This is a genomic window from Streptomyces phyllanthi (assembly GCF_009377205.1).
GTDB lineage: Bacteria > Actinomycetota > Actinomycetes > Streptomycetales > Streptomycetaceae > Streptomyces > Streptomyces phyllanthi.
The window spans coordinates 1-13,903 of sequence record NZ_VJZE01000235.1 but is presented as its reverse complement, the minus strand read 5'-3'; the positions used below and the strand labels follow the sequence as shown (position 1 = coordinate 13,903).

Here is a 13,903-nt window from a genome sequence, read left to right as displayed (position 1 = left end):
CACCGGGGGGCCCGAGGGTGTCGGGTCGCGGGGCGGTGTCGGGGTCCCACGGGACGGCGAGGGCGGCCAGTTCCGTGCCGGGGGCGACGGTGAGGCCGTGCATGCCGTAGAAGATCCGTCCGCCGGCCGGGGCGCGGACCGTGTGCTCCCGGCCGTCGGCCGGGTCGACGATGCGGCCCAGGACGTCGCCCTCGGCCACTTCGCCGATGACGTCGCCGTCGAAGGAGAACTCCGGGTACCACAGGCCGGTGGCCTCGGCGGTGACGCCGGCGGACCAGACCCACTCGCGGACCGGTGCCGGGGCGGAGTCGTCCGGGTCCAGTACGCCCAGGTGGCGCAGCGCCCGGAACAGGCCGTCGACGCGGCGGCGGGCCGTGGCCCCGTCACGCTGCCCGAGTTCGCCCACCTCGACGAGGACCGCCGAGATGCCCCTGCGGGCGGCTGCGGCGTGGCTGTTGCCGCCGTCGGCCTTCAGGCCGAGGATGACGTCCTCGATCCCGAAGGATCCGGCCAGTTCGGCCGTCGCCTTGTCGAGGTCCGGGTCACCGGTGAGGCGGTAGCCGACGAAGTCCCGCAGGACCTGGTCGATGCCGCCGCAGTGCAGGTCGACGTAGACGTCGGCGCCGTCGACCAGGTTCGCGAAGAGCCAGGCGGCCAGGCGCTCGGTGGGGCCGCCGTCCGGGTCGCCGGGGAAGACACGGTTGATGTTCACACCGTCGACCGGGGAGATGTTGAGCCGGCCCCGGTACACGGCGTTGGGGTTGGCGACCGGACAGACGATCAGCTGTCCGTGCACCTCAGCGGGTTCCAGCAGGCCTGCCAGGCGCGCGGCGGCGTCGACGGGCGTGAACTCGCCGCCGTGCACTCCCGCGGTGATGACGACCCGGGGGCCGGGGCGGGCGCCGTTGACCAGGGTCAGCGGGATGTCCGCGGTGAGGGTGCCGAGGTCGGCCCGCACGGTGCCGCGCGCCTTGGTGCCGGGCCGGGCCTCCAGGGAGCCGACGGAGAGGTTGGTGTCGCTCATGGTCATGCCTCCGTACGGCCGACGGTGGAGAGGAAGCCGATGGGCTGCGGCGAGACGCCGTCCAGGGCGAGGTCCGCGGCGATGTCACCGAAGGCGGGCGCGAGCTTGAAGCCGTGGCCGGAGAATCCGGCGAGCAGGACGACGTTCTCGGCGCCGGGCAGCGGGCCGACCAGCGGGCGGCTGCTCTCGGTGTAGCCCTCCATGTAGACGGAGAGCCGGGTCGGGTCCGGGTGCAGGTCCGGCAGGTAGCGGCCGATCAGCTCGCTGAAGATCTCCAGCTCCTCCGGCTGCACCGTCCGGTCCAGCTGGTTCGGGTCGCCCGCGGGGCGGTGCAGGGCGCGGGAGAGGCCGAGCTTGACCGAGACACCGTCCGGGGACGGCAGGCCGTAGCAGTGGGTGGGCGCGGTCCGGATGAAGGCGGGGCGCTCCTCGCCGAACCAGGCGTCGGGGGTGGTGGGCACGTACCAGGCGCTGACGAGGCGGCGGACGTCCACCTCCCACGGCAGGTCGGGCAGCAGGTCGTTGACCCAGGGGCCGGGGGTGACGACGGCCGTGTCGAAGCGCTCGCTGCCGGCGTCGGTGCGGATCTCCACGCCGTTCGCGACGGGGACGATCTCGCGGACCGTGGTGTAGCGGTGGATGACGGCACCCAGCTGCTCGGCGCGGCGGGCGGCGGTCTGGATGGTCAGCTCGGGCCGGATGAAGCCGGCGCGGCGGTCGAGCACGGCCGCGTCGCCGTCCTCGACGCGGTACTGCGGGAACCGCTTGGCGAGCGCCTCGGCATCCAGCGCCTCGTGGTCGAGGTCGTGCTCGGCGATGGACTCGAGAACCGTCGCCATCTGCTGGTGGTCCGTCGGCCCCATCAGCAGGCACCCCGTCAGGCGGCGCAGCTCACGGCCGGTCTCCTCCTGGAGCTGCTCCCACAGGGCGTCGGCGTGCTTGAGCAGCGGGACGTACCGGGAGTCCTCGAAGTGCGCGCTGCGGAAGATCCGGGTCTCACCGCCGGCAGCACTGCGGTCGTGGCCGGGGGCGTACCGGTCGTAGCCGACGACCTCGGCGCCGCGGGCCGCCAGCCGCCAGGCGGCCTGACTGCCCATCGTTCCGACGCCGACGACAGCGACGCGCTTCCTGGCAGCTGACACAGGACTTTCCTTTCGTATCGCCGGGGCGCATGCTGGCCCCCGACGTGAGGCTGATCGATTCGAGGTTGTTCGGACGGGGGCCGGGCCCTTCGTCAGGCCCACAGCTCGCAACCGTCGCGTCTCGGAGTTCCGGCTCATGTCTCCGGGACCTCTCCCGGCGAGCCGTGCCACATTGTGGAACGCTGTGCTAGAATCTGGCACAGAGAATGACAGCGGCCCGGAGGGGAGTCAAGAGGGTGTCCAGCAGAGATTCCGAGGATTAACAGGGGGAAACCGGATGGAAATGAAGAGCGTCACCAGGTCACTGCGCATCCTGGAGGCGGTCGCCCAGCATCAGCCGGTCACCGTCGGGGAGTTGACGAAGCTCTTCGGACTCCCGAAGTCCACGGTGCAGCGCACCCTGGTCACGCTGGCCGAGGCCGGCTGGCTTCGGGCGAACCGCAGGGACACGACCCGCTGGGAGATCGGCGCCCGGGTACTGGCCGTACGACCCGCCGCCCTGCAGGGGTCCAGCCTGTTCGCCGCCGCCCGCGAGCCCATGATCCGACTCCGGGACGCGGTGAACGAGACCATCCACTTGTCGGTGCCCGACGCCCTGCAGTGCATGGTCGTGGTGGACCGCGTCGACTGCGACCACGCCGTACGGACCTTCCACACCATCGGCGACACGTCTCCGCTGCACGCCACCGCCGTCGGGCGCGCCATCCTCGCCCACCTGCCGAAGCAGGACGTCGAGGAGCTGGTCGCGCAGGGACTGGAGCGGTTCAGCGACACGACCCCCGCCGACCCGGACGAGCTGCGCGCCGAGCTGGACCGCATTCGCACCGAGGGATACGCGATCAACACCAACCAGTACCGCCCGGGCGTCTGCGCCCTCGGCGCGCCCGTGCTCGACGAGAGCGGAACACCGCTGGCCGCCGTGGCCATCTCGATGCCCGACTCCCGGTACGACGCGGACCGGGCGCCCGAGTGGGGCCGCCTCGTCGCCGGTACGGCCGCGGAGATCACCGGGCGCCTGGCGGGCGCCTGAGCGGAAGGCGGAGGCCCGAGAGCCCCGCGCCGGCATGGGCCGGCTCTCACGCATCGGCGTGGGAGCCGGCCCTCGGTGCGTCTTGAGGCAGTCACCACCCTGGGCCGACCGAAGGAGGGGACGGATCACCGGCCACCACCAGACCTTATGCCATATTGTGGAACGCCATGCTAGAATCCGGCACGATCATGCCCACGACTCCGGAGGGGGAGTCAAGAAGTGAGCACGACGAAGCCACACGACTGACGGGGGTACCGGAATTGGAAATGAAGAGCGTCACCAGGTCGCTGCGCATCCTGGAGGCGGTCGCCCAGCACCAGCCCGTGACCGTGGGAGAGCTGACGAAGCTCTTCGGCCTGCCGAAGTCCACCGTGCAGCGCACCCTGGTCACGCTCAACGAGGCGGGCTGGCTGCGAGCCAACCGCAAGGACACCACCCGCTGGGAGATCGGCGCCCGCATCCTCGCCGTACGACCCGCCGCCCTCCAGGGCTCCAGCCTGTTCGCCGCCGCCCGCGAGCCCATGACCCGGCTCCGCGACGAGCTGAACGAGACCATCCACCTGTCGGTGCCCGACGCACTGCAGTGCATGGTCGTGGTGGACCGCGTCGACTGCGACCACGCCGTACGGACCTACCACGCCATCGGCGACACCTCACCCCTGCACGCCACGGCCACCGGACACGCGGTCCTCGCCCATCTGCCGAAGTCCGAGGTCGACGAGTTCGCGACGGGCACGCTCGAGGGTTACGGCGCGGAGACCATCACCGACCCGGTGGAGCTGCGGGCGGAGCTCCAGCGCGTCCGAGACCGTGGATACGCCGTCAACCACAACCAGTACCTCCAGGGTGTCTGTGCCATCGCGGCACCCGTCCTGGACGGTGACGGCGTGCCGCTGGCCGCGGTGGCCGTCTCCCTGCCCGCCTCCCGCTTCGAGCCCGGCCGCCTCGACGAGCTGGGCCGACTGGTGACCGAGACCGCGGCGGAGATCACCGCCCGCCACCAGCGCTGAGGCGGGGGCCCGGGGCCGGACGACAGCCGCGTGTCCTCGGGGCAGGGACGGAAACCGGACCTGACCGCGCTCCCTCGCGCTCCGCGAGCCGGCCCCCGTGCCCGGCCAGGAGACCGGGTCGGCCGGGAACGGGGGCCCCGCGGTGCGCGAGGGGACGGTGCGCGAGGGGACGTGTGTCAGGGCAGGACCACCGCCGTCATCGCACGGGCACCGCGAGGTACTGGTACTCCAGGAACTCGTCGATCCCGACCCGGCCGCCCTCGCGGCCCAGCCCGGACTGCTTGACCCCGCCGAAGGGCGCGGCCGGGTTGGAGACGAGGCCGGTGTTGAGGCCGACCATGCCGACCTCCAGGCGTTCACTGACGCGCAGGGCGCGGTCGAGGCCCTCGGTGAAGACGTAGCCGACGAGACCCCACGGCGTGTCGTTGGCGCGGCGTACGACCTCGTCCTCGTCCTCGAAGGTGAGGATCGCCGCCACCGGGCCGAAGATCTCCGTGTCCATCAGACGGCTGCCGGGGTCCACGCCGGCGAGCACGGTGGGCGGGTAGAAGCAGCCAGGGCCTTCGGGCGTGCGGCCGCCGACGAGCACCTGCGCACCACGCTCCACCGCGTCGGCGACCAGTTCCTCGACCTTGGCCTGTCCGGTCCTGTCGATCAGCGGACCGACATCGACGCCGTCCCGGGTGCCCGGACCCACGACGAGCGTGCCCATGCGCTCGGCGAGCCGCCGTCCGAACTCCTCCGCCACGGAGCTGTGGACGAAGAAGCGGTTCGCGGCGGTGCACGCCTCGCCCATGTTGCGCATCTTGGCGACCATCGCGCCGTCCACGGCCTTGTCCAGGTCGGCGTCCTCGAAGACGATGAACGGCGCGTTGCCGCCCAGCTCCATCGAGGTGCGGACTACGGCGTCGGCGCTCTGGGCGAGCAGCAGCCGCCCGACCTGCGTGGAGCCGGTGAAGGACAGCTTGCGCACCCGCCCGCCGCGCAGGAGCGGCTCGCACACCTCCCCCGCACGGGAGGTGGTGACGACGTTCAGCACGCCGTCCGGCAGCCCGGCCTCCTTGAGGATCGCGGCGAGGGCCAGACTGGAGAGAGGAGTCTGCGGGGCCGGCTTGAGCACCATCGTGCAGCCCGCGGCGACCGCCGGGCCGATCTTGCGCGTGCCCATGGCCAGCGGGAAGTTCCACGGGGTGATCAGCAGGCAGGGGCCCACCGGGCGGCGGGAGAGCAGCATGCGGTTGCGGCCGTCGGGCAGGACGCCGTGGCCGCCGTCGACGCGGACGGCCTCCTCGGAGAACCAGCGGAAGAACTCGGCGGCGTACGCCACCTCTCCCCTGGCCTCGGCCAGCGGCTTGCCCATCTCGGCCGTCATCAGGTGCGCCAGCTCGTCGGTGCGCTCCAGGATGATCTCGTACGCGCGCCGCAGGATCTCACTGCGGACGCGCGGTGCCGTACGGGCCCACTCCTCCTGCGCCTGCACGGCCGCGTCCTCCGCGAGCCGGGCGTCCTTGGGGCCCGCGTCGGCGACGTGGCAGAGGATCTCGCCGGTCGCGGGGTCGTCGACGGGCATGGTGGCGCCGTCCGCGGCGTCCACCCAGGCACCGCCGATGAACAACTGCGTGGGTGTGTCGGTCATGAGGGTTCTCCTGGTTGGTCGGCGGGGTCGAGCAGTTCCGCGAGATGCAGGGCGCGGATGCCCCGGTCACCGGCGAGGTGGTCGATCTGGGTGGCGCAGCTGAAGCCGTCCGCCACCACGACGGCCGACGTGGCCCCGTCGATGGCGTGGATGCCGTCGAGGCGTGGCTTCAGGGCCAGGTCGGCGACGGCCATCGAGGTGTCGTAGTGCTGCTCCTCGAAGCCGAAGTTCCCGGCGAGTCCGCAGCAGCCCTCGGCCTCGTCGACCTTCCGTACGCCGAGGCGGCCGAGCAGGTCGCGAGGGTGGCGGCCCTTGAAGGTGGCGTACTCGTGGCAGTGGGTCTGCAGGACGACGTTCTCGGGCAGTTCCGGTGGGGTCCAGTCCTCGGCGGCGAGGTCGGTCAGCGCCCCCGTGAGGGTGTGGACACGGGCGGCGACGCGCCGGGCGGCGTCGGTGCCGAGCAGTTCGGGCACATCACGTTTCAACGCGGCCGCGCAGCTGGGCTCCGCCACGACGATGGGCCGGTCGTCGCCGTTGTCCAGGCGGGCGACCGTACGGGCCATGATGCGGCGCGCGACGGACAGCTGGCCGGTGCTGACCCAGGTCAGGCCGCAGCACAGGCCGTCCTCGGCCGTGCAGGGGATTCCGGCGTCGGCGAGCACGCGGCTCGCGGCTCCCGCCACCTCGGGGCGGAAGGCTCGGGTGAAGCTGTCGACGAAGAGCAGCGCCTTGGCCGGTTCGCCGGTCCTCGCCGTGCGCAGGGCCCTGCGCGTCGCGCGCCGTGAGGCGAAGGCCGGGATCCGGCGTTTCGTGGTCACGCCGCCCAGCCGGGCGAGCAGTCTGCCGACGGGGCCGCGCAGCAGCGCGTTGAGGGGTCGGGCGGCGTATCCGGCGAGGGCGGACGTCAGGGGCAGCCAGCCCAGCGAGTAGTGCGAGCGGGGCCGGAGCCTGCCCTTGTAGTGCTGGTGGAGGAACTCGGCCTTGTAGGTGGCCATGTCGACGCCGACGGGGCAGTCGCTGGAGCACGCCTTGCAGGACAGGCACAGGTCGAGGGCGTCGCGCACCTCGGTCGAGCGCCAGCCGTCCTGGACGGTCCCGCCGCGCACCATCTCCTGGAGCAGGCGGGCCCGGCCGCGGGTGGAGTCGTTCTCCTCGCCCGTGGCCCGGTAGCTGGGGCACATGACGCCGCCGGAGTCGCTGCGGCAGCGGCCGACGCCGACGCAGCGGCGCACGGCGCCCGCGAAGCCGTCCTCGTCGTGCGGGAAGGAGAAAAGGGTCTCGACGGGGAGCACGTCGGAGGGGGTGTGCAGGGCGAGGTCGGCGTCGAGTCGGGCCGGGGCCACGATGACGCCGGGGTTGAGCAGGTCATCGGGGTCGAAGATCTGCTTGAAGCCGGCGAACGCCTGGATCATCCGGTGGCTGTACATGACCTGGAGCAGCTCGCCGCGTGCGCGTCCGTCGCCGTGCTCGCCCGAGAGCGTGCCGCCGTGCTCGACGACAAGGGCGGCCGCCTCGGTGAGGAACCGGCGGGCGGCGGCCCGGCCGGGGTCCGTGGCCAGGTCGAAGTCGATGCGCACGTGGACGCAGCCGGCGCCGAAGTGCCCGTACAGCACACCGGTCAGCCCGTGCGCGGCCAGCAGCTTGCGGAAGTCGCGCAGGTAGGCGGCCAGGTTCTCGGGCGCTACCGCCGCGTCCTCCCAGCCGGGCCAGGACTCCGAGCCGTCCACCAGGCGGGCGGCGAGCCCGGCGCCGTCCTCGCGGACCCGCCACAGCGAGCGCCGCTCCGCCGGGCTCTGCACGACCCGGCCGCCGGTCATCCGGCCGCGGGCCTTGAGCACGTCCAGCAGTTCGGCGGCGCGGGCGTCGACCGCCGCCTGGTCGTCACCGTCGAGTTCGACGTAGAGCCAGGCCCGCCCCTCGGGCAGTCCGGTCACGGAGTCCGGGCCGCGCCGGGCTCGCATGGTGGCGACGATCGCCTCGTCCATGCCCTCCACGGCGGTGGGGTGCCGGCGCAGGATCTCGGGGACGTCCTCGGCCGCGTCGACCACGTCGTCGTAGCCGAGTGTCAGCAGCGTGGAAGCCTGTGCGGTCGCCACCAGGCGGACCGTCGCGGCGGTGACGACCGCACAGGAGCCTTCGGTGCCCACCAGGGCGCGGGCCATGTCGAAGCCGTTCTCCGGCAGCAGGTGGTGCAGCTGGTAGCCGGAGACCTGCCGCGGGATGCGGCCCAGCTCGGTGCGGATCGGCGCCAGGTTGGCGTCGATCAGGCGGCGTAGGTCCGCCTCCAGCCCGATGACGCGCAGGACCGCGTCCGTGTCGTTCGGGTCGGCCGCGCGCAGGCCGCTACGGTCGGCGACGGCCCGCACGCCGTCCGCCGTCACGATCTCCAGCGCCTCGATGTGAGAGCCGGTCCGCCCGTGCCGCACCGACCGGTTGCCGCACGCGTCGTTGCCGATCATGCCGCCGAGGGTGCAGCGGCTGTGCGAGGAGGGGTCGGGTCCGAAGGTGAGACCGTGCAGGGCGGTCGCGCCGCGCAGCGCGTCCAGGACCACGCCGGCCTCGACACGTGCGGTGCGCCCGACGGGGTCGATGTCCAGGATCCGGTTCATGTACCGGGAGAAGTCCAGGACGACACCCGGCCCGACCGCGTTGCCGGCCATGCTGGTGCCGCCGCCGCGGGCGGTGACCGGGACGCCCGCCTCGCGGCAGGCCCGCAGCACCGCGACCACGTCGTCGGCGCTGCGGGGGAACACCACGGCCCGCGGCGGGACCCGGTAGTTGGAGGCGTCGTAGGCGTAGAGGCCGGTGGGGCCTGGTCCGGTCTCCACCCGCAGGCCGGGAGCGGTCTTCGCAAGCCGCGCGACCAGCGGCTCCAGGGCCGTGGTGGTGTCCGTCATCGCCGTGCCGCTCCCGAGGTGCCGGCCTCGACCGCGGTCGCCCACGCCTGGAGGCCCTCGTCGACCTGCGTCTCGTCGATGACGAGCGCGGGGATCATGCGTACGACCTGGTTCCAGGCGCCGCACAGCAGCAGGAGCAGGCCCTCGTCGACGGCGGCGCGCTGCACCCGGGCGGCGGTCTCGGGGTCGGGGCTGCCGTCCTCGGTGACGAACTCGGTGGCCAGCATCAGTCCGAGGCCCCGCACGTCCCCGATGCCCGGCGTCCGGTCGGCCACCGCCTCCAGACCCCGGCGCAGCCGCTCGCCCATGGCCTCGGCGTTCTCGACGAGCTTCTCGTCGCGTACGACGTCGAGGGTGGCGCAGGCCGCGGCGCAGGCGACGGCGTTGGCGCCGTACGTACCGCCCTGCGAGCCCGGCCAGGCCTTGGTCATCAGCTCCTCGGAGGCGGCGATGCCGGACAGCGGGAAGCCGCTGGCCAGGCCCTTGGCCGTGACGAGGATGTCCGGGGTGACGCCGAAGTGCTCGTGGCCCCAGAAGCGGCCGGTACGGCCGACGCCGGTCTGCACCTCGTCCAGGATGAGGAGGAAGCCGTGGCGGTCCGCGCGCTCCCGCAGCCCCTCCAGGAAGGCGCGGGTGGCGGGTACGTATCCGCCCTCGCCGAGCACCGGCTCGACGATGACCGCGGCCGTGTCGGCGGGCGAGGAGATCGTCTGGAGGGTGTAGTCCAGCTCCTTCAGCGCGAAGCGGGTGGCGGCCTCCTCGTCCCAGCCGTAGCGGTAGGCCGACGGGAAGGGGGTGACGACGACACCGCTCATCAGCGGGGAGAAGCCGGACCGGAAGCGGGTGCCGGATGTCGTCATGGAGGCGGCGGCCACCGTCCGGCCGTGGAAACCGCCGTGGCAGACCAGGACGTTCGGCCGGCCGGTGGCCTGGCGGGCCAGCCGCAGCGCGGCCTCCACCGCCTCGCTGCCGGAGTTGGTGAAGAACAGGCTGTCCAGGCCGGCCGGCAGCACCTCGCCGAGCTTGTCGACGAGCCGCCGCAGGGGCTGGTGCATGACGGTCGTGTACTGGCCGTGGACGAGCGTGCCCACCTGCTCCTGCGCGGCCGCCACGACCCTGGGGTGGCAGTGCCCGGTGCTGGTGACGCCGATCCCGGCGGTGAAGTCGAGATAGCGGCGGCCGTCCTCGCCGTAGAGGTGGACGCCCTCGCCCCGGGCCGCCACCACGGGAGTGGCCTGGCGAAGGTGCGGCGACAGTGCGGTCATGTTCGTCTCCCGGCGGGTTCGTCGGTCTGCTCCGGTCTCCCCGAGCATCTCCGCGGACCGGGACGGCGCCAACGCGCGATCTGTCCAGCCGTGACGCGGTGTCCGGACGTTGTGTCAGGCGCGCCGCTCCCCGGGCCCCACCCGTCCACCTCGCCCCCGCCGTCTCCGGGCTCTTGCGCAGGTCAGCCGGGCTTGTCAGAGTGACGGGGCACTCCCCCGAGCTCTCGGTCCTCACTCGAGCAGGGGACCCCCATGGAGGCACCGTGAGCGAGAACCACCCCACGGCTCCGGGGCCTGCCACGGACGGCCCCGGCGCCTCGGTGCCGGGTCCGGGCATGGACACAGTCGGCCGCCCGCTCACCGTGGCCGACGCCCTGGCGCTCCCCGTCCTGGCCGCCGGACAGCCCCAGGTCGTCACCGGCCTGTCCCGGCTCGACCGGCCCGTCCGCTGGGTCCACATCACCGAGCTGACGGACCCCGCTTCCTTCCTCAAGGGCGGCGAGCTCGTCCTGACCACCGGCATGCCCCTGCCCGAGGAGCCGGCCGGCGTACGCCGCTACGTCGACGAGCTCGCCGACATCGGCGCGGCGGCCCTGGTCATCGAACTGGTCCGCCGCTACCACCGCCCGCCCGAGGCCCTGGTCCACGCCTGCCGGGCCCGCGGCCTCCCCCTCGTCACCCTGGCCAAGGACGTCAACTTCCTGGAGGTCACCCAGGTCGTCCACGCCCTCATCCTCGGCAACCAGGCCGAGGTGATGCGGCGGACCCAGCGCGTCCACGAGGCGTTCACCGCGCTCACCCTGCGCGGCGCCGGACCCGAGGACGTCGTACGCGCCGCCGCCGAGATGAGCGGCCACACCGTCGTCCTGGAGAACCTGGTCCACCGGGCACTCATCTGCGAGCCCTCCGGCGACACGGTCGAGGCGGCGCTCACCGACTGGGAACAGCGCTCCCGAGCGACACAGCCCGCCGACCACACGACCGTCTCCGGCCCCGGGGGCTGGCTCGTGGCACCCGTGGAGTACCAGGGCGAACGCTGGGGCAGGGTGGCCATGCTCCCGACCCCGGCCCGCCCGCTGCGCCCGGCCGCTTCCTCGGCCTTCGGCCCTTTCGGCCCCGAAGACGTCACGGTCCTGGAGAGAACCGCGATGGCCCTCACCATCGCCCGTCTCACCCACCCCACACCCTGGGAACGCACCGCACACCGCGGTGTCCTGCGCGATCTCGTCGAACAGCGCCACCGCTCGCCCGCGGACGCCGACGCCCGGGTCGCCGCGCTGGGCCTGCCCACGAAGGACTCCCGCTTCATCGCCGTGTTCGCGGACGTCCCTCGCGAGGACGACACGACGAAGGCCGAGGAACTCCTCTCCGAGGAGCTGAGGAAGAAGGGCACACAGGCCCTCGTCGGCCTTCTCGGTCCGACCCGTCTCGGCATCCTCCTGTCCCTGCGCCCCGACCAGCTGTGGCGGCCTGTTGTCGAACAGCTGAGCCGCGCCGTACTCGACCTGGTGCCGGGGACAACGGTGAGTGCGGGCAGCGAGGCGACAGCCCTCTCCGGCGTCGCCCGCTCCTTCCGCGACGCGACCCGCGTCGCGGAAGCCACCGAGCCCGGCCGGCCGCTCCCCCCGGGACGCTCCTACCACGAACGGTCCGACATCGGCCTGCGCCGCCTCCTCTTCGCACTCCGCGAGGACACCCGGATCCAGGACTACGCCGAACGCCGGCTCGGCCGGCTCGCCGACCACGACGCCCGCCACGGCACGGACCTGCTGACCACCTTGCGCCACTACCTGGACGCGGCGGGCAACAAGACGGTGGCCGCCCGCTCCGGCGGCCTGTCCCGCGAGACCGTCTACCAACGTCTGCGCACCATCGAGCGGATACTCGACTGCGACCTCGAGTCCGGCGAACAGCGCACCGAACTGCACGTGGCACTCACCGCGCTCGATGTCCTGAGGATCAGGTAGACCGAAGTGCTCAGTCCCCGGGTCAGAGCCCCGGCGACTGAGCTCTCTTCCGTCCTCCCACAGCCGCCGCCCGGAGAGACAGCGGCAGAAAACTCTTTCGGCCGGGTGTGCACGGCCCTAGCGTGCGGCTCATGGATGATCTCGGACCTGATCCGTCCCCACGTCACCTCGACCACTGCCCCTGGCTGTTCGCCGAGGAGGCGTCCGAAGAGCAGCGGGCCGCACAGCGGGAGCGGCAGCAGTCGCTCGGCGGGGACTCACGGGTCGGTGAGCGGTGCTATGTGGCCGGGTCGGCGGCGGTGTACCCGGACCGGCTGCGGCTCGGGAACGACTCGTACATCGCCGCGCACGCGTACGTCACCGGGGACCTGACCACCGGCACGGACTGCACGCTGAACCCGTTCACGGTCGTACGGGGCAAGGTCGCCCTGGGCGACGGCGTACGGGTCGGAGCGCACACCTCGCTGCTGGGTTTCAACCACTCCATGGCACCCGACCGCCCCGTCTTCCGCCAGCCGCACACGGTCGAGGGCATCACCGTCGGAAACGACGTGTGGATCGGCTCGCACGTGGTCGTCCTGGACGGGGTGACCATCGGCGACCACTGCGTGATCGGAGCGGGGGCGGTGGTCACCAAGGACCTGCCGGCCTGGACGGTGGCGGCGGGAAATCCGGCACGGGCGATACGCGACCGGCGTGACACGAGTCCCGGCAGGACGAGCGGGCCACGGGGCACGGGCAGCCCGCCGGACGGCGAGCGCGCCCTGGACGGGGCCCTGGCGCTGTTCGCCGAGACCGCCCGTGCTCAGGCCGCCGGGATCCTGGACCGCTGCTGGGACGGGGAGCGGTACGCCGACCGGCCGGGCGTGGCGCCCACCGTACGGGCGCACTGTGATGCCGTGGAGATCGCGGATCTGCTGCTGGGGGGTGTGCCCGGACAGTTGAGCGCCGAGGAGCACGTCGCGCGGCTGGCCGGGAGGCAGGATGCGGGGACCGGGCTGGTTCCGGAGTTCGGCGAGGCCGCGCCGGTACCGGAGGCCGACGGCTTCATCGGCGAGGGGCCCGCGCTGTATCACGTCCTCTGCGTCGGCTACGCGCTCGAACTGCTGGGCGCGTCCTTCCCGTATCCCGTGCGCGGGGTACGGGACATGACGGCACGTCAGCTGATCGCCCGGCTCGACGGGCTGCCCTGGCGGGACGGGGCCTGGGGTGCCGGTGCGTGGATCGACGCGTGGGCGACGGCGGCGCACTGGAACACGCGGCGCGCCGGGGGCGACGGGACGGAGCCGGGGGCGCTGGAGGCCCTGTTCGGCTGGTTGCTGACCCGGGCCGACCCGTGGACGGGGATGTGGGGCAGTCCCTCCCCCGAATCCGGGCGCCTCCAGGTGGTCAACGGCTACTACCGCCTGACCCGCGGGTCCTTCGCCCAGTTCGGAGTGGAGGTGCCCCACCCGTCGAAGGTCGTGGACGCGGTCCTGGACCACGCCCGCGACGCGCGCCACTTCGGCTCCGGCCGGGAGAACGCCTGCAACGTGCTGGACGTCGCCCATCCGCTGTGGCTCTGTACACGGCAGCCGGCCGCGCCGGCGGGAAGCGACGGCTACCGCTCCGCCGAGATCCGCGCCTGGGCGGAGCACCGGCTCACCCTCGCGCTCTCCCGCTGGCAGGACGGCAAGGGCTTCGGATTCGGCCCCGGTAGCAGCGGGCCGGGCCCGGAACCCGGCCTCCAGGGCACCGAGATGTGGCTGAGCATCGTCTGGCTCCTCGCCGACCTGCTGGGCCACTCCGAGGCCCTGGGCTACCGCCCCCGCGGCATCCACCGCCCGGAGCCCGCCCGCCGTCCCGGACGGTGGCCGTGAGATCCCCGGCGGTACCGGCAGACCCACCGGTCACGGCAGGGGCCCCGCACCCACGAGACGGACATCTCGTGGG

The 13,903-nt window shown here is 73.0% G+C and carries 9 protein-coding genes; 4 read left to right on the top strand and 5 right to left on the bottom strand.

What is annotated here, in order from left to right; genetic code table 11:
• Both FNH04_RS27690 and solA read right to left on the bottom strand, forming a co-directional pair.
• Positions 1–1,024 (bottom strand): M14 family metallopeptidase (locus tag FNH04_RS27690; RefSeq protein ID WP_228031646.1); only part of this gene is annotated, 1,024 nt, incomplete at its 3' end.
• A 2-nt stretch (positions 1,025–1,026) separates the two neighbouring features.
• Complete coding sequence (gene solA / locus FNH04_RS27685; protein ID WP_322724010.1) at positions 1,027–2,166, bottom strand: N-methyl-L-tryptophan oxidase; 1,140 nt, start codon at positions 2,164–2,166, stop codon at positions 1,027–1,029.
• A 283-nt stretch (positions 2,167–2,449) separates the two neighbouring features.
• Here solA and FNH04_RS27680 point away from each other — a divergent pair, with 283 nt between their 5' ends.
• Both FNH04_RS27680 and FNH04_RS27675 read left to right on the top strand, forming a co-directional pair.
• Entirely contained in the window at positions 2,450–3,196 is a 747-nt protein-coding gene (locus FNH04_RS27680; RefSeq protein WP_152788518.1) for an IclR family transcriptional regulator, read from the top strand.
• A 266-nt stretch (positions 3,197–3,462) separates the two neighbouring features.
• Positions 3,463–4,206: an IclR family transcriptional regulator gene (locus FNH04_RS27675; protein ID WP_152788515.1), complete on the top strand. Its 744-nt coding sequence runs from the start codon at positions 3,463–3,465 to the stop codon at positions 4,204–4,206.
• 196 nt (positions 4,207–4,402) lie between these two features.
• Here FNH04_RS27675 and FNH04_RS27670 read toward each other — a convergent pair whose 3' ends face one another.
• The 3 genes from FNH04_RS27670 to FNH04_RS27660 are packed head-to-tail and all read right to left on the bottom strand — an operon-like array spanning position 4,403 to position 10,004.
• Positions 4,403–5,842, bottom strand: coding sequence for an NAD-dependent succinate-semialdehyde dehydrogenase (locus tag FNH04_RS27670; RefSeq protein ID WP_152788514.1), 1,440 nt, complete (start codon positions 5,840–5,842; stop codon positions 4,403–4,405).
• Complete coding sequence (locus tag FNH04_RS27665) at positions 5,839–8,739, bottom strand: FAD-binding and (Fe-S)-binding domain-containing protein (protein WP_152788513.1); 2,901 nt, start codon at positions 8,737–8,739, stop codon at positions 5,839–5,841. Before FNH04_RS27665 ends, FNH04_RS27670 begins: the two co-directional genes overlap by 4 nt.
• Entirely contained in the window at positions 8,736–10,004 is a 1,269-nt protein-coding gene (locus FNH04_RS27660; protein WP_152788512.1) for an aspartate aminotransferase family protein, read from the bottom strand. Before FNH04_RS27660 ends, FNH04_RS27665 begins: the two co-directional genes overlap by 4 nt.
• Before the next feature lie 263 nt (positions 10,005–10,267).
• Here FNH04_RS27660 and FNH04_RS27655 point away from each other — a divergent pair, with 263 nt between their 5' ends.
• Complete coding sequence (locus tag FNH04_RS27655; RefSeq protein ID WP_386573970.1) at positions 10,268–11,971, top strand: PucR family transcriptional regulator; 1,704 nt, start codon at positions 10,268–10,270, stop codon at positions 11,969–11,971.
• Positions 11,972–12,102: 131 nt separating this feature from the next.
• The gene (locus tag FNH04_RS27650) at positions 12,103–13,830 is read left to right on the top strand and encodes an acyltransferase (RefSeq protein WP_152788511.1); all 1,728 of its coding nucleotides are present in this window, start codon (positions 12,103–12,105) and stop codon (positions 13,828–13,830) included.
• Positions 13,831–13,903 lie beyond the last annotated feature (73 nt).